This is a genomic window from Metabacillus halosaccharovorans, assembly GCF_002019635.1.
GTDB lineage: Bacteria > Bacillota > Bacilli > Bacillales > Bacillaceae > Metabacillus > Metabacillus halosaccharovorans.
Window position 1 is genome coordinate 1,931,478 of the sequence record NZ_KV917372.1, and the last position, 21,578, is coordinate 1,953,055.

Below are 21,578 nucleotides of genomic sequence, written 5' to 3' on the forward strand. Positions count from 1 at the left end.
TATGGAGATTAGACCAGGCTTTAATCCCTTGATTAATAGCAAAAACCTGGACTTGCTCTCCCTATCCTATTAACTAAACAGCTTCATTAAGATTGTTGCCATGATTACTGTAGCAGCACCACCAAGTCTTGTAGCTACTTGTGCAAATGGCATTAATGACATTCTGTTGGATGCAGATAAAATTGCTACGTCTCCTGTTCCTCCTAATCCGCTATGACACCCCGTTACAATCGCTGATTCAACCGGATGCATATTTAAGAACTTACCAACAAAATAACCTGTCCCAACCATTGCAATGACAACAGATAGACAAACGACCACATATGCAGGAGTTACTATTTTCACAACTTCCTCCAATGGAATAAACAGCATTCCCAAGCCAACCATAAGTGGCCAAGTTAAACCGGTAGAAACAAATTTATAAAGATGAAATGCACCCCGTTCCATTTTTGCCGGCATGAGCTGAAGACACTTAACCAATGTAGCAGCCACAATCATTAAAACTGGACCCGGAATACCTAAAAACATATGGGCAAATTGACCGAAGATGAAAAAGCCACAGGCAAGAAGTAAACCTGCACCCATTAACGAAAAATCAACAGGAGCATTGATATTTGTATTCTCGTTGTTCATCTCTTTAACGCCATCTTTTGATTTGACTAATATGCCATTTCCGGTAAGCTCCGGCTTTCTTTCCCCTAAATTTTTCATTAATCCCGCACATATAACTGCGACGATATTTCCGATAACTGCAGCAGGAATCATTTGAGATACATACGTTTCAGCTGATCCACCTAGAATTTGCGAGTACGCTAGTGACAATGGTAAAATTCCTTCACCAACCCCTCCTCCGATAATAGGAACAATGATATAGAAAAAGGTATGCTTCATCTCATAACCAAATAGTGCTCCAACTGATATACCAACAACAATAGATGCTATAGTTCCGAGAACAAGCGGTATAAACATCTTTGAAAAACCTTGAATCAACACTCTACGATTCATTCCCAGGATACTTCCAGCTACTAAAACGGAAATATACAAATAAAGAAAGTTCGACGTTTTCATTAATATTGTCACCGCTTCCATCGAAGCCGGATTAAAGAGGTTAAAAAATACAAGAATAGATGGGACTAGTAGAGCTAATATAGCAGGACCACCAATATCTTTTAAAATAGGAATCTTCATCCCCAAGTCCCCTAGTAAAATCCCAAGCACCATAATAACCGCAAATCCACCGATCATATCTGGAGGTAGTTGATTATAAACAGATGCACCATAAACAATTGCTGCTAATACTAAATAAAGTGGTAACGGGATAACCCCTACCTTTATTTGTTTAAACTTTGTTAGAAATCCCTTTTTTTCATCTTCATGTTGAAGCGTTTCCAATTTTCTTGCTGTTTCCATGAAGTTAATCCTCCTTTATTGTTTCTGTAACTACAGAATAGTTGCACCGCTTCCCAAAAAGAAGTTTATGAAATTTATAATAGTGTTTTGACAATAAAAAAAGTAAGCAACAAAAAGTTGCTTACTTTTTTTATTGTTTTATATAAATACTTGTGAGAAAAGAGCCTAGTTTATATTCTGCTGAATCTCATGCAAGGAGTAACTTTCTAGTTCCTTGGCATCTTTTATAAGTTCTTGGCGATATAATCCGACGTATAAACTCGATAACCATTCTCTGATCTATATATTAGGTTTGAGTATAATATTATGGTCCTCATATTAACGAATAGAAGCCATACTTACACCTGTTCTCTCTGCAAGATTGCCTCTCGTCATTCCTTTCACCTCTTATACCTCCTCTCTGTCCTTACCCCTGATAGGAGAGACATTTTTTTGTAAGAATTGAAAATAGTGTTTCTTACTAAAAGACGTGGTAATAAACACTTATCACTTGTACATATAGTAAAGATTTACAAGTGAAAATCATCTATGTAACTAAATTGATATATATTCTTAATATAGTAATAAATCGACTTGTAAATGTGATTCAATGATAATAAAAAAGCTTCACTCCCTTATATACAAGGGAGTGAAGCTTCTCACTATTATAAATTAATAGGTACAATTCTTTTCTAATTTCTTATAACTGGAAAAATAAATAACTAATTCTTCCTATAAATTATTTAAGATGGCTTTGGAAGTCATTAAAGTAGTTAACATTAGTTTCAGTTTCAGTTTCAGCTTTAAACGTATTATGAAGTGGTGATAAAGAAAAATTCCCGTTGCTGCTATTGATAATAATTTTTTCAATTTCAAAATAGTATGCAATAACCCAACGCGCTAGTAAATAGTAATCCCTTACATTTACTTAAATATAAATACCGATTATAAGAGAATGCTAGTTTTTTAATAAACACCCGCTTTGAATAAAGGCTCTATTCGGGATCATTACTATTTTTGCTCATCAACATTCTCTATCATTACTTTATCTATATATGATACGAGAGCCTGATCCTCAAAAATTTGGGTCAGACTCTCTATCATTATACCTTCTTACAGATATTAACTATTCGTAATTCTTTCTCTTTGTCTCTGTTTTTACCTTAATTGCCATTGTTTGCTTTGTTGCCGTTATTACCTTTATTACCTTTGTTACCCTGATTGCCATTGTTGTTTTGATATCCGTTGTCGTCTTGGTCAGCTTTCCACAGATGATCCTCTACAAAAGCGGCATATAACAACTGCCACGTTTCCCAGTCATGCGCTGCAGGAACTTCAAGATATGCATGGTCAATTCCCTTTTCTGTCAGTGCCTTGTCTAAGTTTTTCACCGGTTCAAGTCCAAAGTCCCAAATACCTGTGCCCAGCATTACAGATGGTTTGTCCAAATCACTATAAGTATCAATGTTGTTCAGTTCATCACCCGTCACTGCATAACTCCAAATTCCAAAATAGGCAAATTCGTCTGCGTGGTTAAAATACATCCGATTAGTGGTCATTCCACCCATTGACAAACCAGCGTAAGCGCGACCTTCAGGCTTATCATATACATTATAGTTAGCTTCGATATAAGGCATAATATATTCAAATTGGTCTTCTTCTATTTTTCCATAGTCCCAATTAAAGTCCTGATTATTCATGGTTACGACAACAAACGGCTCAGCCGTTCCATCTGCAATCAAATTGTCTGTAATATTAGCCACTGCTCCCTCGTTCATCCAACGCAGTTCATTGCCATATTTATCGCCAGACATACCATGAGTAAGGTAAAGCACCTTGTAAGGTTCTTCGCGGTTAGGATCATATCCGTCAGGCAGGTAAACCGCAAGACCGCGTTTATCATCGGCAGCTCCTGTATAGGATACAGTTTCCACCGTGCCTGTCTTTTTATCTTTGCGGGGAAGCTCTACTGAGCGATCAAGAAAATCTCCTGTTCCCATTGTTTTCGATTTATACGGAACATAGACCATACTAGACAGACTAGAAATATTTGTCGCCGTATTGGTTAGCGTCGGATTATTAGGGTCATCCAGTCTTGCCGTTGTACTACCATCCGGATTAGTGATACGGAAATTGTAGACAAAAGCACCGCTGGAAAGTGGAACTTTTGCTCCCCATAAATGATCACCAAGATTCTCCATGTTTACATATAATGTTGTATCACTATTACCACCAGCTGGGAACATACCTGCTTTGTAATCCTTCGGTTGATATGGGTTTGCAAAACCATCTTCAAGTGTGAAATGATTAAAGGTGTCACTATATAGTTCAACCTTTGTTGCTTCTTTAGTCTCATCCTCGTAAATAAACGTCGCATAATAGCCAGTCGGAGAAGTAGGATCCACCTTCACAGTTACACCAGGTTTATATTTAGCGTAATTAACTTCAGAAGACTCTGAAGCAAACACTGATATATTATTGCTAAATAACAAGCATACCATGTATGCAATAACTCCCAGACACAATACTTTTTTCATTTTCTTTCTCCCCTCTCAAATTCCTTCAGTCATAGATTAATTTAATAAAAGCGATTAACTAATACCTAAACTAGTTCATCTGTCCCCCTTTGTTGAAATCGCTTACCATTTAATCGAAACGAAATGTTTCTTGATCATTATGTTATCAAATAGGGGAAGAGTAAGTTTGTTGAAAATTTTGAGTTATTTGTTGAATATTTTGATCTACTGTATAGGGCTTTCTATTAAAAAGGGTTATTTTTCAAGATAAGTGACGGCTTCTAGTTTATTCAGTATCAGCAATCGCCTGTTCTAATGCCTCCGCTACCTTATCCATCGCTTCTTTTGATGTAGTTTCTCCACTTAAAGCTTTTACTACTGCATCTCTCATTTCAGAAGATACCTTTGATATAACAACTTGATTTCCCCAGTCATTTGCTGCTGCCATCGGTGTATTTTCTAATTCGTTTGAGAAGGTTTTAAACATCTCTTTACCAAACTCATAATCTAATTCACTATTATCCTTTCTCGCACTTAAAAATAGTGACTCTTGATTGAATTTTGCATTAATTTCTTGTGATGATAAATAGTTAATAAAATCAGCTGTCTCATCTTCTACCCCTGTATTTTTAAAGCCCATAATGTAATTTCCACCTGGGACAGATGAACGGATCTCATTTTTTGGAAGGTACGTTACACCCCACTCAAAATTCTCAATATCCTTGTAATTGCTTAACATCCAATTACCAGCTAAGTATGCTGCAGTGGTTCCCGAACGGAAAAGGTTACCCGGATTTTCTCCACCTAACCAAACAGATTCAGGAATGATTCCTTCTTTATGCAGATTGATAAAGTAGTCCAGTGCTGCAACACCTTCCTCATTATTGATTGCCGGTTTAGATAAATCTTCAGTAAAAATACTTCCACCAAATTCATAGAGTAGCGTTGAATATCGATGAGGTGTTCCATCGACTACTAATCCGTATTTAGCTCCCCCTTTTTCCTTTACCTTTTGAATGACAGCAGCAAATTCATCCCATGTCCAAACCTCATCAGGTGATTGAGGAACTGTAGCTCCTGCTTTTTCAAACAATGTTTTGTTATAAATCAGTCCGTTTGACGAAACATCCATTGGTGTAGCAATAATTTTGTCACCTTTTACATAGTACGGTTTAATAGAAGGTAGAAACTGTGAAGTAAATTCATCCACTCCTCCTACATATGAAGAAAGATCCAATGCCTGCTCTGAAAAAATCCCGGTATTTGAAATACGAGTCAAAGCAGGAGGCTGTCCACTAGCAATCATTGTTTTTAATTTCGTTTCAAGATCACTATAGCCAACTTCAATTATTTTGATTTCAACATGTTCATTTTTCGCTTGATATTCTTTAATGATTTCCCGCATAACATCCCCTTCAATTCCTGCAGAAAACCAGAGAAACTCTAACGTTACTTTTTCATTCGTTTCTTTATTTTCCATATCTTTAACAGAAGCACCTTCAGAGCATGCGACTACCATAACAAATAGAAATACTGTAAGCCATGTTAGGCATATCTTTTTCCATTTACTTTTCATACACATCCTCTCCTTTTTTTGAGAGTAGTTGATTCTTGAATTGATAGGTTAAAGAGGAATTGATTATCATTTATACCTTCCCTCATTTAATTTTCTTATAAGCTGAAGGTGTTGTTCTCGTAAATTTCTTAAAGACTTGTCCAAAGTATCTTGAATCCAGAAAACCTACTTTTTTTGACACTTCATTTGCTTTTAAATCAGTATTATCTAATAGCATTTTGGCAACGTTAATTCGTCTATTTGTTAAAAAAGTACTTAGATTTTCTTCCGTTTCCTTTTTAAAGGTCCGACTCAAATAACTAACGCTAACATTTAGTTTTTCAGCAATAAATTGTGCATTTAAATCCGGATTACTATATTGCTGTTCGATTATTTGTTTTGCTTGCTCTACTAATCCTAAGTTATTATTATTCATTGTTTTATAAAGATGATGTTTCATCTCTACACAGATCTCGTACATAAAATCTCTTAATTCGTCAAATGTATGAATCCGTTCAAGCTGTTCATACCCAACTTCCAATTCAAAATTTTTATCCCATTTCGATACAACAAGACCTAGCTTAATTAATAACTCTAAACAATGATTTAATATAGGCGTTTTATCAAAAGTAGATTTAAAGATCTCAAATAACTCTTTAAATCTATTTGAAAACACCTCAAGCTCCCATTCTTCAAACCCTTCCACAAAGCTCGTAGATTTGAATGATAATTGATTATTAGTCTGTCCTAATTTTTCATCGTCAAAAATATGAAGTTGACCCGTCCCAGTGAAATAACTCTTTGACAACGCTTTAACAGATTGGAGGTAAGAGGTATGTAAAGAATCCACGGAAGCGTAAAGTCCTCCAATACCAATTGAAACGATTAACCTCTCCTCAATAGATAGAAAATATAGAATACGTTCAGCTAATTCTTTTAATCGTGCTTCTACTACTTTATTTGGTAAGGTTTGTGATAAAGAAGGCAAAATATGAAGTTGCTGATCATGTGTGATCATTCTTACTTGAATACCTTTGTTTAAAAATAGTTTCTCAATAGAATCTATTATCGGTTGAAAAGAGAGAGTATGATGTAAATCATTAAATAGTTGAATTGTGATTACAGCACCTTTTCCATTGGTTAGTTTATTGTTATCCATTCCTCTTAAATGATGCGTATTTATATTCCCTTTAACAGTAATGTCATATAATATTGACTGCTCTATAATGGGTTTGCTCTCTTGAAGGGCTGTTTCCATATATTCATAATTTTTCTCTTTATCCCTATGTTGCTCAATTTTATTTACTGCTTTTTTTATGACATAGCTGACTTCGTCTTTGTCTGTTGGTTTAAGTAAATAATCAAAAACACCATGTTGAAGTGCTTCCTTAGCATAGCTAAATTCATCGTAACCTGATAATAGAATGATTATCGTCTTCTTTTGATTTCGCTGAACATACTCAGCCAATTCCAATCCGGTATGACCCGGCATAACAATATCCGACACCACAATATCAGGATTGAGCTCATCTATCATCTTCTTCCCCTCGAATCCATTCGAGGCTATTCCACAAATCTCACACCCAAGTCCTGTCCAATCTATTTTCTCAGACAGGCCTTTACTTATTAATGGTTCATCATCCAAAATAAGTACTTTATACATTTTAGTCCTCCTCCCTTTGGATAGGTAAAACGATTTCAAACAACGTTCCGATGTTTTTATTACTTTCAATCTTCAGTCCATTATCTTTCCCATATAATAATCGAATACGGTTTTGTACAATTAAAATTCCATTGCCTGTACCTTTTGATTCATCAATTTTCTCGTACTTACCTTCCAATAGTGCTGTAACAGTACGTTCATCCATGCCAACCCCATTATCAATAACTTGTATGTGTAATTTGTTATTTTTAATCATTCCATTAATAAAAATATATCCATTACCTATTTTCTTTTCTATTCCATGAATCATTGCATTTTCAACGATTGGTTGCAGAATTAATTTAGGTACAACATATTGTTTAACTTCTGAATCAATATGAACTGAATAATGAATTTTATCCTGAAATCTAATGCTTTGAATGGCCATATAATCGTCAATATAATTCATTTCTTCTTCAAGTCTAATAAACTCACGATTATTTGTTATACTCGTTTTTAACAATCTACTTAAAGCTGTCGTTATTTTACTCACCTTTTCAGCATCTCCATATTGAGCCATCCAATTGATTGTATCCAATGTATTATAGAGAAAATGTGGATTTATTTGAGCCTGAAGTGCTCTGAGATGAGCCTCTTTTTCACTAATCTCTTTCTTATAGATGTCAAAAACTAAGGTATTAATTTTATCCATCATTCTATTAAAGCTTTCTCCCACTCTTCCCAACTCATCCACTCGGTCGATCTGCACCTGAACATTAAAATTATCTTTTTCTACTTCATCCATTACTGCACTTAGTTGATTTATAGGTTTGACGATATAGTTGGTGCTGAACCAAATCACAATAATGCCAACTAAAATAGCTACTACTCCTATTAGGAAAACCGATTTGCCAATAAGGGCAGGCCCTTCCGAAATCTCGTGTAAACTAATTAACGAAATAATCTTCCACCCTGTTAAGTCTGATTGATATTTATTAATAATCAATTTTTCCGAGTTAGGGGCTTCAAGAATAGGATTAGAGTTATCATCATGTTGATTTTTATTAGAAATCCATGTTGTAACCGCTTTTAATTCTTCGCTACCTGTATTTGACAAAACAACATGATTATTTTTATCAAGAATAATGATATGCCTTTCCTCTGTTGGATCAAATTTTTGAATCCTTTCCTGTAAATATGATTGATTCATGGACATCGTTAGATAGCCAATGTCATTCATTTTATCTGACTGTATATCGTAAATCTTCCTATTAGCTGTAATCACAGATTGCTCAACTTCCCATGTTACTTTGCCATTTTGATCATATTTCTTTGTGTCCATAGTATTAAAAAAGTCGAAGTTTGAATTGTTCACCCTTCTCCTTAAATTCACTCTTACTCTTTCAGTATCGTATAGGTAGATAAGATCAACTTCATCGAACATGATCGTTTCATCTGTTACTTTTGAAGTTAAATTCTTATTTAATACGTACTCTTGTTGATTCGTTTCGTATTGAGTTTTTAACAGGCTCTGGATGTCAGTATTAAATGATATGCCATCCATAACACGGTTAAAGGATTCTGCCATATTATCGACACTTTTACTTATTTGGGTGACCATGATCGTATTGTATCTTATTGCCTCCTTTATCTGAATCTGTTTGGCAATCGTATAAGTTACGATTGCAGTTAACCCTATGATCAAAATAATATTTAGAGTATTCTGCATTAGTAATTGATTTTTTAAATGGCGAAACCTGGGGAATCGTATTAATCTCATATTTTCACATCGCTTCTTCTAAAAGACATCTAAAACGAAAAAAGAAGATTCAACAAAAAAACACCATAACAGGTACTTTTTCGTGAATCTCCTAATCTCCGTCACAAATTATTAACTTGTGATTAAATTATACTCTAAGGAAAAAAACAACGTCAAACTCTTTAGAAAATTTATTTTTACCAATATTCAGAATTCAAAAGTTTAAATGTCTATTTTCACTGTATAATCCCTACACTCATATTCAATGGTATACTTAAACTAAACACAAACCGTTTATTAAGGAGGCATTAAATAATGGAGTTTAATAAAAGAGCATCTAATGCATCAAAATTAGCACAAGCTTTACAATCAGGCTCAATTAATGTAAAGGATATGGCTTCGATTGTTAATACTGCAAACAAATTTAAATCAAGTATTGTTCTGCATGCAGAAGAAAAAATAATTGATGTAAAAAGTTTTCTTGGCCTAAGTGTATCCTTGATGTCCAATTCTACTCAGTATACATTAGAAATTCATGGTGATGATGAAGAAGAAGCAAAAGAAGAAATGAAAAAGGCTTTTAATGAGTATGGGATAAAGGTAGAAGTTAATTAAGCATATTATAAGTTTATAAATGAATACGTGGATTCAAATTTATAGAGAAAATTATAAAAACGTCATACATCCTCATATCGAAGGTTTATGACGTTTCATTTACACCTTTAGGTTTAGACCATACATATCCTTACATTTTACTCAGTGCAATTTTTGTACAATTGGAAGATTAGCGTAATTATTTTTCGCCATAATTTTTTTCAGCCATATTATTTTATTAATCTGACAAACACGCTCCCACCTTAATTTATTTTATTGTATTGAATTTCACTTGTATCCTTATTATGACCTATACGATTTGATTGTAGTGCCAACCACTGAAGAAGAGTTACGTCTTTTCCATTTACTTTTACGGGAGAACCATCGTAATCTAGTACACATTCATCTTTTAGCATATAAATCCAGGTACCATGTCCGAAGAATTCAAAAGGGTTGCCTTCAGAATCCTTGAAAATACCTGACGTATCTACTACCTTATCAAAATATGAAAAGTGAACATTTGGTGCACCGGCTTTTAGTAGTCGCTCATAAGTTGGAATTGCTGTAATCTCCGGATCCACAATCGTATCATTTTGGGCATGTGTAAACCAAATAGGTGTATTTTTAATATCTTTAATTTGTTGATCTGTAATCATTTTATCCAGAAGGGCTTCGCATACAGGAAACGCTGCAGCGAAGAAGCCGGGGTAATCAATGATCATACGCATTGTCATAAACCCTCCATTTGAACAGCCACCAATATAAATACGATTTACATCTATGTGTGGATGAACACTTACAAACTCGTCAATGAGCGCTTTCAATGCCGAAACGTACTTCGAATTACCACCCCAAGTAAACTCTTCAGAGCCATCATCCATCCACATTGTAGGTACTTGTGGAGCTAGAACATAAGCTCCTCCGAATATTTTCTGTACTTTTTCACTTGATAAATTTACGACATTATTTCCAGCATACGCAACTGTGGTGTCATAGCCACCTTCCCCTCCGCCATGCAACCAAATGATAAGAGGACGTTTTTCCTTACTCATATTTGGTGAATAATAGCCAAAACGCAGAGGCAACTCAGCATAAGAGGACTTACTGTTTACCCACCCTCTGACTTGCTCCATTTTACCGGCGCTAAAATGATCATAAACAAGACCAGAAATGGGATCATTTTCGGTTTGTATTTCTTTTACCTGTGTTATACGAAAATCGCAAAATACAAATACATTGTGTTCCAAATATGCAATTTCAGAATTTAAACGATCGATTGCCTCACATTCAAGTTCTAGTGTAACGTAACTTCCTATTGTTGTTTTATTCCCTTCAACGTCTGATGTATAAGCTTTTGTAACTAGACAATACCCTTTTGACGAATGAGTCTCTTCCGATATAAAGTCTTTTCTTAATTGAAGAATTTCACCGTTTTTTTTATTTCTTCGTTCTACATAAACATTGAAGGTATCTTCCGTTATCACCTCTGATTTAACAGTTTCAGGCAGCGGGAGAATGATTTTTGTTACATATGGGCCATAGTTGGTGACTTCGGTAACAGTCATGTATGGACGATTCATTTTGATATCTCCTTTTATATATGGATTTAAATGAAACAAACGTACAAAAATTGGAAAATTCAAAGTTTACTTGTCTGTACATTCCTTCCGTGTTTTACTATAAATTACCTTTCTCTTTTGAGAGATTATTTAACGATTTTGTTGCTTTCAAGTGGCAGCCAATCTAATACTCGTTGAATATTCGTATCCCAGTAGCTCCACTCATGTCCACCTGGCCCTTCTTCATAATGTAAGTCCACTCCTAAACCATTCGCATAGTCTCTAAATGTATGATTATTTTGATATAGGAAATCTTCTGTTCCACATGCCTGGAATAATTTAGGGATTCTTTTATTTTCTTTCTTCAATTGTTCCAATACGTATACTAAGTCATTCCTACTTTTAGGAACAGTAGAGCTATCGCCGAATACATTTTCAAAAAAGCTTGGACCAGGTCCGTTCAAAGAGTCAACTAAGTCTAATAAACCCGACAGTGACGCAACAGCTGCAAATTTCTCCGGTTTACGCAACCCAAGTTTGAATGCACCGTAGCCTCCCATTGATAATCCTGCCGCAAAAGTATCTTCACGTTTATTTGAGATAGGAAAAGCAGCCTCAATAAAGTTTGGCAATTCCTCACTAATGTACGTCCAATACTTATGGCCATGAATCATATCACTATAACAGCTTAAGTCAGCATTTGGCATGACAACAGCAATCCCTTTATCTTCAGCATACCTTTCTATCGAAGATAAACGTAACCAACAGGAATGATCGTCAGTTGCACCATGCAAAAGATATACTATAGGAAACTTTTTATGCTCATATGTTAGGTCTGATATGTTCTCGATATCTATTCTGTTTGTTCCAATAGGCAGTAATACATTTACGGATGTTTGCATCATAAGTGCCTTCGATTTAAAGCTCACTTGTAATAAGGCCATCTACTTTTCCTCCTTATAAAATGAATGAATATACTCCTTAGGACTCTCTTGTTTATACATGAACGAAAGATAGCTTCTCATCCAGTTTTTCTAATTGTTCAGTTGTTACTACTTTTGCACCTAATGGAGAGTGACTCAATTCTCTCAATGAACTCTCCGCGAATCGGTGAAGAATGATTTGGTTCGAAATCACATCTGGTAGTAATTCGGCTAAGATTTCTTCTGTTTCCTCGTTACTTAGTAACTCTCTAATACTATTGTTTGAGCTATATTTCAAGATATAATCTTTCGCAGGGATATATTCTATCTGATACGTACCTGCAATTAATTCTCCTTTTACGTGATCATCTTCTTGTACTGCCTTAATTTCACTTCTAATCAATGGTTGACCGTTCACTATTACTTTATCTATTACAGCATCAGGTAAAATAAATTCAGCTGTAGAATTGAATGGTACTTTAAAAGCAAATGATAATTTACCATTTTTATGGATTTCCCAGCCACTCTCAATTAAGCCGCTTGCTGAATGTAGCTTTGCCTTTGCATATGATAATTTTCCATATGGTTTTGGATTGAACACAATTTTGCGATATCCTGGTGCATTCTCTACCGGATTAATTCCGCACATTTGCGTATACATCCACTCTGCGATTGAGCCATATGCGTAATGATTCAATGAGTTCATTCCTGTATCACTAATACTTCCATCTGCTAGAACTGAATTCCATCGCTCCCAAATAGTTGTTGCCCCTAATTTGACTGCAAATAACCAGCTTGGAAAGTCCTCATTTAATAATAGGGTATAAGCATCTTCATTTGCTCCGTTTTCTGATAACACATGGCAAAAATATGGTGTTCCGACAAATCCCGTTTTTAGATGCATCTTATCTGCACGTAATTTTGCTTTTAAATCAGTTATGACACGTATACGAAAATTGTCTGGAATAAGATCCATGTAAAGTGCTACGATCATGGCTGTTTGTGTATGAATCGTGATTCTTCCATTTGGAGAAAAATATTCACTTTTTATTGCCTCTTTAATCTCATTAGCAAGTGTCGTGTATTCTTCTGCTACTTCGGTTTTACCTAATACAGACGCTGCTTTTACCACTAACTGTGCAGAGTAGCAGTAATAGGCTGAAGCAATATAATGAGCATCCGTTCCACCCATTGGGCTTAATGGATCTGGACCATCAAGCGCTAACCAGTCACCAAAGTGAAAGCCATCCTGCCATAATCTCTTTCCGCCGGTTTCTTCATCTACTTTTTTGATGTAGTCTACCCAATCCTTCATCGTATCAAATTGTAGGTCAAGTAATTCCTTGTCTCCATAATGCTTATAAAGGACCCATGGAATGACTGTTGCCGCATCACCCCAAGCTGTAGAACCATGTCCTGTAACAAAACCAGGGTCATCTTTTGGTTTGATTTGTGGAACGATGAATGGGACGGATCCGCCAAGGCGCTTTTGCTCTTCCCTTAAATCAAACATAAATTTGTTATAAAATGCTGGAGAATACATATTGTAGCAAGCGGTTGAAGCAAATACTTGTGCATCCCCTGTCCAGCCCATTCTCTCATCGCGTTGTGGACAATCTGTTGGTACATCCAGGAAGTTTCCTTTTTGCCCCCATAATGCATTTGAAAATAATTGGTTTACTAATGGGTTTGATGTTTCGATATGACCTGTTTGATTAATATCACTGTAAATGACACATCCTGTAAAGTCCTCGAGATTAATTGCTTTATCAAATCCGGTTAACTTCACATAACGGAAACCAAAAAACGTGAAATATGGCTGTACTACTCTTTCACTTCCATCTGAAATATACGTATACTCTGCCTTTGCCGTACGTAAATTATCTCTGTAAAAACAGTCATTTTGCAGTATTTCTCCGTATTGAAGTTGTAATGTTGTGCCTTTTGGAGCATTTGTTTTAAAAGTAACCCACCCAGTCATGATCTGCCCCATATCAAGAACAGTTTCTCCCGCCGGAGTCGTAATGATATCAACTGGTTTACGAACTTCTTTAATCTTTACAGGTAAGCTTAGCCTTGCTAGGAATTTATCAGTTTTTACTGCTGTTAGTGTAACTCCTGTCCAGCTACTATCATCCATATCCGCATGTGACCAATTTGGAATTTCAAGATTTGCATCATAGATTTCTCCATCATAAATACCACTGAACGTAATTGGTGATGATGTGCATTTCCAACTCTCATCAGAACCTATAACAACTGTCGAGCCGTCTTCAAGTGTTACAAAAATCTCTCCGATTACAGCAAATTCACTCCCATACAATTCATGGTGTCCACCGTCAAATCCAAAACGTCCCTTATACCAGCCATTGCCAAGCATAACTCCGATCGCATTACTTCCTTCAGATACTAAATCCGTCACATCATATGTTTGATACTGAATCCAATGATCATAAGCATTAAACCCCGGTGCAAAATACTCGTCACTTACACGCTTACCATTAATTTGTAAGTCATAGATTCCTAATCCAGAAAGATAGACTCTAGCAGAAACGATACCCGTTGGTAACATAAATTCTTTTCTAATTAGGGGGTGTATTTCTTTATCAAGGTCAGGTGAAATCCATTTCCCTTGCCATTTTTCATCCATTTTTGCTGTTTCAAACCATGCTGTATCACTAGTAACACTGTCACCAGTATCCCCCCAAACTGTTACCCGCCAGTAATAACGTGTACGAGGTTTTAATTCTAGGTCAAGTGAATATCCTAAACTATTAATCTCCTCTTGAACTCCACTATCAAAAAGGACGGCTGAAAAATTAGATTCTAAGCTGACTTCTACTTGCGCTGCTTTCTGTGAAACGGATAGACTATCACCCGCTGCTGTCACCCATGATAAATTTACTCGTCCAAATTCAAACCCTAAAGGATTCGTAATCTGGTTTGTTCGTAACTGAGTAATTTCCATGCTTTTACCTCCTTAATAGCTTAATTTCTTATTTTATGGTTCTTTTTGTATTTTTTTGTTCGATCATCTTGAATGACACCGGACCAATTGAGCCCAAAAGCAAAATCATATTCATTTCCTTCTGTGTCTAAGTGACATACCATGTCATGTGGTACATCTTCGTATTGTTCTTCAACTGTCTTCATATGTGCTGGCAATTGCATTGGAAGAAGTCCTGAAGGTTCAGTTACTCCTGTTAAAATATCAAGTAGAGCTTGGTCCTGTACGCCAAAATTTAAGAGGAGAGCATCGATGTTACATTCAAACTCCTCAACTATAGTAGGTTTTGATAAAAGTAGAGACACAATTACAGGTTTACCCTTCATCTCTTCTTTTGTCTTTTGTACCAACTCAAGATCAGTCGTATTTCGAGGGGTAAAGGATTTCCCTTTGTAAGTACGATCCAATACATCTCTTACATCGCCCGCTATACTTTTTTCACGTGCGAATTCGGCCGTATATGTTCCATACTGTAAGCTAATCGGAACATATCCTGTTCCACCGTTTTCCACATCTTCTCTACTAAAGCCCTCACCCTCTGGACTTGATATACCAACTAACGCAAAATCTGCCTCATCAGGTTTATCTGTCACATTGAAATATTTCCTTACCACATCTAAATTAAATGAGTATTCATACTTTTCAGGTATTTCCATACCAAACCAGTTCTTTCCAGCAGCTAAATAGCGTTTTGGTATATAAACAGTCTTCCTTTTTACTAAGGGCAGAAGTTGATTTTTATTTTTCACCATAACAATTGACTTTAATTGCGCGTCGTAACCCTTCGCCATAAATTCTTGGCTTCCAACTGTATCAGCACTTTTTTCAACATCCAAATATGGATTTTCAAATAGACCTAGACGGAAAATATTTAATAATAAGCGAACAGCTGATGTTTCAAAGCGCTTACGCATAAATTCTTCGCCATGTTCTTTTACACCCATTTCATATGCTTCAATAATTGGAGCAGCCTCATTATTCCCACCAAACTGGTCAACTCCTGCTATCAAAGCTTTATAATGACGTTCAGCAACTGTCAAGTGTTCTACTCCCCATGGTTTACCTGCAAAAATATCAACGGCAGCTGGTTCATCTCCAGTAATTAGCCAGTCTGTACAAACGACACCACCATATCCATACCTGTCTCTCAGAAGATCTGAGATGAGATATTTATTATATGAATTCCCTACATTTTCACTGTTCATATCGTCTTGGTCCACTGAAATAGTGTAATATGGCATAACGGCAGAAGCCTTGCCTGTTTTTCCAGAAAGTTTAAAGGCTCCTTCTGTAAACGGCAGTAGATGGTCTGCAAAATTGTTTCCAGGGTATACGGCAAACTTTCCGTAACCCCAGTGTGCGTCTCTCCCGGCTTCTCCTGAGCCACCACCTGGCCAATGCTTGACCATTGCGTTAACACTTTCTTCTCCCCAGCCATCAATTGTGTCATCTGTTGTTTGAAAACCATCTACATAAGCTTTTGCCAAATCAGCTGAAAGACTAGGGTCTTCACCAAATGTCCCATTAAATCTTGACCAACGCGGATCTGTTGCAATATCAATTTGTGGCGATAGCGCTGTTGTAATTCCCAGTGCTCTGTATTCTTTTGAAGCAATTTTTCCAAAATCTTCTGTTACTTCAGGATCAAAGGTTGCTGCAAGACCTAGTGTCTCTGGCCACATTGAAATCTTGCCACCTGCACCTGCATTGTACTCTGTGCTTGCAACAGATGCGTGACGCGGGTCAGAGCTAGTGTTTATTGGAATACCTAATCCAATTCCCTCAACTAATTCTTGTGAATTATTATTCCATTGTGCAGCCACTTCAGGGCTTTCAACTGTAGTAATTAATACATGTCTCAAATCATCATTTGTAAGAAATTCCTTTTGTTGATCTGATAAATCACTTGGATTTGCAACGCTTTCAAAAAATGGATTGCCACCATATGTACCCGGGAATGGCCCTTGGCCTGCAGGGATTGATTGATGTCGACTATAAAGCATTAATCCCGCAATTTGGGCAACTGACATTTTTGAAGCCAAATCTTTTGCACGTTCTTCTGCAGATAAACGCCAGTCTTCATATTTGACTAATTTGCCGTCTTTATTTAAATCTTTAAATGCTTTTCCATCGACATTAAGAATTCGGACACCTGATTTACTAGAGTATCCTAAAGTAGGACCTCTTTCATTTTCAACATAATTTATGGGCATCTTACTTCTCCTTTTCCATTAAGATATTATTCTACTACTAGAATTTTCTTCAACTATGCCAACAAATTTTAATATAAAATATTAGTATACGTTGCTAGGTCTTACTTAATATTTTATTTCAACAACTCTTGAAGCTCGGGTAAAGGCATAGTTACTTAAAAACATAAGCAAAAATGCAGTCATACTTCCACTGAAGAATGGGATTAGCCCAGGAAATTTATAAATGATGAATAGTAAAAATCCAGTTAACACGACCATACAAAAAGTGGAAATTGGATTAATAGTCATGATAATAAATGCATTTTTAGCAACCTTCGTTAACTTCACATCATAATGAACAAAAACCGGAAAAATATATAGGACAGTTAATAAAAATAAAAGTGTTACAAGTCCATTAGGTATATATAAGACCTTTAAAGAAGGAATCGTTACGGAACTGATGATGTTCAAACTGGAATACATAATAAATGCAAAAATACTAATAAATATTCCTAGTATGTTACTTTTTACAAATTCCTTTTTATAATTGGACCAGAAGGTTTTAAAGACGGGGATATCCCGATCGCCCAATACCCATTTTCGGATAACAGCAAACATTGCAGTAGTCGAAGGGTAAAAACCTACTACACCCAATCCTACGATTGTAAATAAAATCCATAGAATATTTACATACATTAATCTTGCCAACCACAAGGAAATTGTATAAAAACTTTTCATCATGCCTTCCATTGTTGCCACTCCTTACGTTCGATTAAATCATGAAATTTGTTGTTCAAAATGAGATATAATCAAGGAGCCATGCAATGACTGCTTTGGCCCCTTGATTAACAGTGTACATCCCTTACCCTTTTACAGCCCCAATCGCAATCCCCTTTACCAAATACTTTTGGAAGAATGGATAAGCAATTAAAATTGGTAACACACCAATCACTGCAATGGCCATTTGAACAGCAGTTGTTGGAATCGATGCAGCTGAAGCACCTGCGTTACTTCCAAGATTTGAAGAATTAGAGGTTAAAAACTGAATGTCCTGAAGCATTCTATTTAATAGATTTTGAATACTAAAAAGGGAAGGCTCCGTAATATAAACCAATCCATTGAACCAGTCATTCCAATAGATGATCGTTTGCAATAATCCGATCGTAGCTAAAATTGGTAATGACAACGGAAGAACGATCGAGAAGAAGGTTCTAAATTCACCTGCTCCATCCATTCTCGCTGACTCAATAACAGGTTCTGGTATCGAAGTCATAAAGAATGTTCTCATTAATAAAACGTTAAAACCATTCATTAATAATCCTGGTACAATTAAAGCCCAAATCGTATTTTTAATATGGAATATTTCGGTGTACACAAGATAAGTAGGGACCAGTCCTCCGTTAAATAACAAAGTAAAGAATACGAAGAAGGCAAATACGTTTCGATATGGTAAATCGCGTCTAGAAATGGCATATGCCAGAAGTGAGGTAATCGTTAAGCTAGCTGTCGTACCAATTATCGTGATAAAAACTGTAACACCATATGCTCTTCCGATTTGTTCAAAGTTACTAATTAAATATTCATATGCCGCAAAGCTCCACTCTTTCGGAATGAATGAATATCCATCTAGTATTAACGATTCTTCAGATGTAAAAGAAGAAGAGATTAATATAACAAATGGAATAATACAGGATATTGTTAGAATGATGAGAAAGCTATGGGATACCCATTGTGTAATGCGATCAGATTTATACATCTATTGCCACCTCCATTTTAAAATAAGGCATTATCTTTATTGCGCAAACGAACGAGCCAGTTCGATAATATGACAAGAACAAATCCAACAATTGACTGATATAATCCAGCTGCAGCTGACATACCAATATCACCAAGCTGCATTAATCCTCGATATACGTATGTGTCTATAACATTTGTTGTTTCATAGATAGCACCTGAGTTCATCGGTACTTGATAGAATAAACCGAAATCAGAATAAAAAATACGGCCGATAGCAAGCAATGTCATCATCACAATAACAGGCATTATATTCGGAATTGAGATGTTCCAAATTTGTTGTATTTTTGAAGCTCCATCTAATTGGGCCGCTTCATAATACTCTTGGTCAATTCCAACAATGGCTGCTAAGAAAATGACACATAAAAATCCTACGCCTTTCCACACATTGATAATGGTTAAAATATATGGCCAATATTTCGCTTCAAAATACCAGGCAATTTCTTCTAACCCTAACATTGGTAATAGTGTTTTGTTAAAGAAACCAACGTCAACACTTAAGAAGGATAAACCTAGGTAACTGACAATAACCATTGAAATTAAGAAGGGAAGGAGAATGATGCTTTGATAAAAACTTTTGAAAAACTTGTTTTTAATTTCGTTCAGCATGATGGCAACAACGAGCGCGATAACAGTATTTAAAATAATAAATCCACCATTATATAGGATGGTATTTCTTGTAATAATATAAGCATCTTGTGTACTAAATAAATACTCAAAGTTTTTAAATCCGATCCAATCACTTGCAAAAATCCCAACCGAGTAATTGATGTCTTTAAATGCAATGACTAAACCTGCCATTGGCATATAGTTATTTATTAGCAAATAAATAAAGCCAGGTAGGATCATGATAAAAAGTGGCAAATACCTTTTTAATTTTTTTATTTTCGATGTTGTTTTCTGTTTGGGAACTACCTGTACCTCAGTTTCTAACGACTTGACTGATGCTTGTGACATTTCAATCCCCCTTATTTAAAATGATTTACTAACATTCAGGCTTCCTCTCCTTATGTCAAACTGATAGAAAAACAGAAAAGGAAATGGTAAAATTTTCATCAACTTAATTAGAATAGTATTAAGTCGATGCCTTTGTTTATGAATAAGGAGAACTAGTGCACTTGCTAGCTCTCCTTATTTGCCCTCCATCATTATTTACTAGCTTCCCACTCATCAAATTGCTTTTGTTTTTCAGCAATAATTTTGTCTAGTCCAGCTGATTTTAGTTTTTCATTAAAATCAGAAAGGCTTTTTTCTGGATCTAATGTACCAGACTCTATTCCTCTTCTAAACTCGGTTACAACGTTTGACGCAGCAGCAATTTCTGTTTTTACAGGATCTGGATTAAAAGTAAACCCAAATGCAGGAGAGATAATCCCAGAGTCATTAAACTCACTCATTTCCTCCCAATAATCAGGTGAATTCCCAACCCAAGGATACGTTAAAGCGTTATTACCCATCATCCATGCATTGAACACATAACTAGATTCTGTAACACCTTCAGGCAATTGGATTGTCCCCTCTTCATTTACTTCGTAATGCTTCCCTTCAATACCATTCGCTAATAAATTCATGACATCAGCATCAGTGTATAGGAGGTTTAAAAATTCCATTGTTTTTTCTTTATTTCGTGTATTTTTTGAAATAGATAAATTAAATCCTGTTGATGCAGTTGTATAAATGAAAGGTTCGGATAATTCTACTACTACCATTTCAGTACCAGCAAGTATGGACTCTTGAACATCATATCCTGGTTTTAAATTATTAAAATAACCAAACCCTTTACCAGCTGCAACGACATTAACTGATGCCTCTGTAGAAGTTGCCGCATCTTTTAAAATATAGCCTTTTTGATACCACTCTCTTACTAGTTCAACATTTTCAATGTATTCAGGCTGTTCGAACAAGTTAACTATTTTTCCAGAATCATCAAAACGCATAACTCCTAGAGATTCGCCAAGTTCATCATATATTCCACCAGTCATTGAATATACAGGAGTCTGAGAAGTGTTAACCAACGGAGTCAATGTAGGTTCATTTTCCTTGACAATCGCGAACACTTCCCCTAAATCTTTCCAGTCTTTGATTTGAGTAACATCTATATTATATTTATCAAGAATATCTTTTCTCATCGCAATACCATAATTTGCTGACCAGTCACGAACACTTGGAATCCCATAAATATTTCCGTTAACCTTATTACCTTCTAAAATATGTTCTGGCATTGTTTCCAAAATTCCTTGACCATGCGATTCAAGCAAGTCATCTAAAGGCAGATATTGTCCTTTAATCGCATTTGTGTTATATCCATAAAATGATGATGAAAGAATCAGATCTAATTGCTCACTACCTGTTAATAACAAGTTTGATTGTTCCTGCCATGCACCAGCACTAATTGGCATTAGTTTAACAGTTGCATTAATCTTTTCTTTGGCAATTTTGCTAATTCCCTCTTGAACTGACTCAATATCTTGAATGTTCGAAAAATTCATGTAAGCCATTACGACTTCGTATGTGCCATCCTCGGTTGATTTTGTGCTGCTTTCTTCATTAGAACACCCTACCATCACTAATGCGGCCACTAATAGAAGAACTAGCATTTTAGACATTTTCTTCATTTGTTTCTTTCCCCCTTTGTTTTTACAACTCTT

Annotated in this window: 14 protein-coding genes; 1 reads left to right on the forward strand and 13 read right to left on the reverse strand. The window is 35.7% G+C overall.

The annotated features are described in order from the left end of the window. Positions 1-69 precede the first annotated feature (69 nt). The 5 genes from BK577_RS23290 to BK577_RS23310 all read right to left on the reverse strand — a co-directional run bounded on the left by BK577_RS23290 (position 70) and on the right by BK577_RS23310 (position 8,882). Positions 70-1,410 (reverse strand): 2-hydroxycarboxylate transporter family protein, encoded by a 1,341-nt coding sequence (locus BK577_RS23290; protein ID WP_078435126.1) that lies wholly within the window; start codon positions 1,408-1,410, stop codon positions 70-72. A 1,142-nt stretch (positions 1,411-2,552) separates the two neighbouring features. After that, complete coding sequence (locus BK577_RS23295) at positions 2,553-3,926, reverse strand: alpha/beta hydrolase-fold protein (RefSeq protein WP_078435127.1); 1,374 nt, start codon at positions 3,924-3,926, stop codon at positions 2,553-2,555. 265 nt (positions 3,927-4,191) lie between these two features. Next, complete coding sequence (locus tag BK577_RS23300; RefSeq protein ID WP_078435128.1) at positions 4,192-5,481, reverse strand: ABC transporter substrate-binding protein; 1,290 nt, start codon at positions 5,479-5,481, stop codon at positions 4,192-4,194. A gap of 82 nt (positions 5,482-5,563) precedes the next feature. Then, positions 5,564-7,123, reverse strand: a complete 1,560-nt coding sequence (locus BK577_RS23305) for a response regulator (RefSeq protein ID WP_078435129.1) — start codon at positions 7,121-7,123, stop codon at positions 5,564-5,566. Between the two features lies 1 nt (position 7,124). Then, positions 7,125-8,882 (reverse strand): cache domain-containing sensor histidine kinase, encoded by a 1,758-nt coding sequence (locus BK577_RS23310; protein ID WP_078435130.1) that lies wholly within the window; start codon positions 8,880-8,882, stop codon positions 7,125-7,127. 294 nt (positions 8,883-9,176) lie between these two features. Between BK577_RS23310 and BK577_RS23315 the strand changes: the two genes are divergently transcribed. Next, on the forward strand, positions 9,177-9,476 hold the full coding sequence (locus BK577_RS23315; RefSeq protein ID WP_281252637.1) for an HPr family phosphocarrier protein: 300 nt from the start codon (positions 9,177-9,179) through the stop codon (positions 9,474-9,476). 242 nt (positions 9,477-9,718) lie between these two features. Here BK577_RS23315 and BK577_RS23320 read toward each other — a convergent pair whose 3' ends face one another. The 8 genes from BK577_RS23320 to BK577_RS23355 all read right to left on the reverse strand — a co-directional run bounded on the left by BK577_RS23320 (position 9,719) and on the right by BK577_RS23355 (position 21,545). Further along, positions 9,719-11,035, reverse strand: a complete 1,317-nt coding sequence (locus tag BK577_RS23320; protein WP_078435131.1) for a prolyl oligopeptidase family serine peptidase — start codon at positions 11,033-11,035, stop codon at positions 9,719-9,721. Positions 11,036-11,160: 125 nt separating this feature from the next. Continuing rightward, a complete protein-coding gene (locus tag BK577_RS23325) occupies positions 11,161-11,958 on the reverse strand; it encodes an alpha/beta hydrolase (protein ID WP_078435132.1) in 798 nt (265 codons plus the stop codon). Positions 11,959-12,010: 52 nt separating this feature from the next. Further along, complete coding sequence (locus BK577_RS23330) at positions 12,011-14,905, reverse strand: alpha-L-rhamnosidase (protein WP_078435133.1); 2,895 nt, start codon at positions 14,903-14,905, stop codon at positions 12,011-12,013. Between the two features lie 20 nt (positions 14,906-14,925). Next, positions 14,926-17,157 carry a glycoside hydrolase family 3 protein gene (locus BK577_RS23335; protein WP_078435134.1) on the reverse strand — a complete coding sequence of 744 codons (2,232 nt, stop codon included), beginning with the start codon at positions 17,155-17,157 and terminating at the stop codon, positions 14,926-14,928. A gap of 105 nt (positions 17,158-17,262) precedes the next feature. Then, entirely contained in the window at positions 17,263-17,886 is a 624-nt protein-coding gene (locus tag BK577_RS23340; protein ID WP_026560701.1) for a YesL family protein, read from the reverse strand. 112 nt (positions 17,887-17,998) lie between these two features. Further along, the gene (locus tag BK577_RS23345; RefSeq protein WP_026560700.1) at positions 17,999-18,892 is read right to left on the reverse strand and encodes a carbohydrate ABC transporter permease; all 894 of its coding nucleotides are present in this window, start codon (positions 18,890-18,892) and stop codon (positions 17,999-18,001) included. A 17-nt stretch (positions 18,893-18,909) separates the two neighbouring features. After that, complete coding sequence (locus BK577_RS23350) at positions 18,910-19,779, reverse strand: ABC transporter permease (RefSeq protein ID WP_139367455.1); 870 nt, start codon at positions 19,777-19,779, stop codon at positions 18,910-18,912. Between the two features lie 299 nt (positions 19,780-20,078). Beyond that, a complete protein-coding gene (locus BK577_RS23355; RefSeq protein WP_026560698.1) occupies positions 20,079-21,545 on the reverse strand; it encodes an ABC transporter substrate-binding protein in 1,467 nt (488 codons plus the stop codon). Between the last annotated feature and the right edge of the window lie 33 nt (positions 21,546-21,578).

What these genes read in the sequence shown, in the direction of transcription:
- BK577_RS23290 (WP_078435126.1), bottom strand. Translation starts at nt 1,410, where the DNA reads ATGGAAACAGCAAGAAAATTGGAAACGCTTCAACATGAAGATGAAAAA.
- BK577_RS23295 (WP_078435127.1), bottom strand. Translation starts at nt 3,926, where the DNA reads ATGAAAAAAGTATTGTGTCTGGGAGTTATTGCATACATGGTATGCTTG.
- BK577_RS23300 (WP_078435128.1), bottom strand. Translation starts at nt 5,481, where the DNA reads ATGAAAAGTAAATGGAAAAAGATATGCCTAACATGGCTTACAGTATTT.
- BK577_RS23305 (WP_078435129.1), bottom strand. Translation starts at nt 7,123, where the DNA reads ATGTATAAAGTACTTATTTTGGATGATGAACCATTAATAAGTAAAGGC.
- BK577_RS23310 (WP_078435130.1), bottom strand. Translation starts at nt 8,882, where the DNA reads ATGAGATTAATACGATTCCCCAGGTTTCGCCATTTAAAAAATCAATTA.
- BK577_RS23315 (WP_281252637.1), top strand. Translation starts at nt 9,177, where the DNA reads ATGGAGTTTAATAAAAGAGCATCTAATGCATCAAAATTAGCACAAGCT.
- BK577_RS23320 (WP_078435131.1), bottom strand. Translation starts at nt 11,035, where the DNA reads ATGAATCGTCCATACATGACTGTTACCGAAGTCACCAACTATGGCCCA.
- BK577_RS23325 (WP_078435132.1), bottom strand. Translation starts at nt 11,958, where the DNA reads ATGGCCTTATTACAAGTGAGCTTTAAATCGAAGGCACTTATGATGCAA.
- BK577_RS23330 (WP_078435133.1), bottom strand. Translation starts at nt 14,905, where the DNA reads ATGGAAATTACTCAGTTACGAACAAACCAGATTACGAATCCTTTAGGG.
- BK577_RS23335 (WP_078435134.1), bottom strand. Translation starts at nt 17,157, where the DNA reads ATGCCCATAAATTATGTTGAAAATGAAAGAGGTCCTACTTTAGGATAC.
- BK577_RS23340 (WP_026560701.1), bottom strand. Translation starts at nt 17,886, where the DNA reads ATGGAAGGCATGATGAAAAGTTTTTATACAATTTCCTTGTGGTTGGCA.
- BK577_RS23345 (WP_026560700.1), bottom strand. Translation starts at nt 18,892, where the DNA reads ATGTATAAATCTGATCGCATTACACAATGGGTATCCCATAGCTTTCTC.
- BK577_RS23350 (WP_139367455.1), bottom strand. Translation starts at nt 19,779, where the DNA reads ATGATCCTACCTGGCTTTATTTATTTGCTAATAAATAACTATATGCCA.
- BK577_RS23355 (WP_026560698.1), bottom strand. Translation starts at nt 21,545, where the DNA reads ATGAAGAAAATGTCTAAAATGCTAGTTCTTCTATTAGTGGCCGCATTA.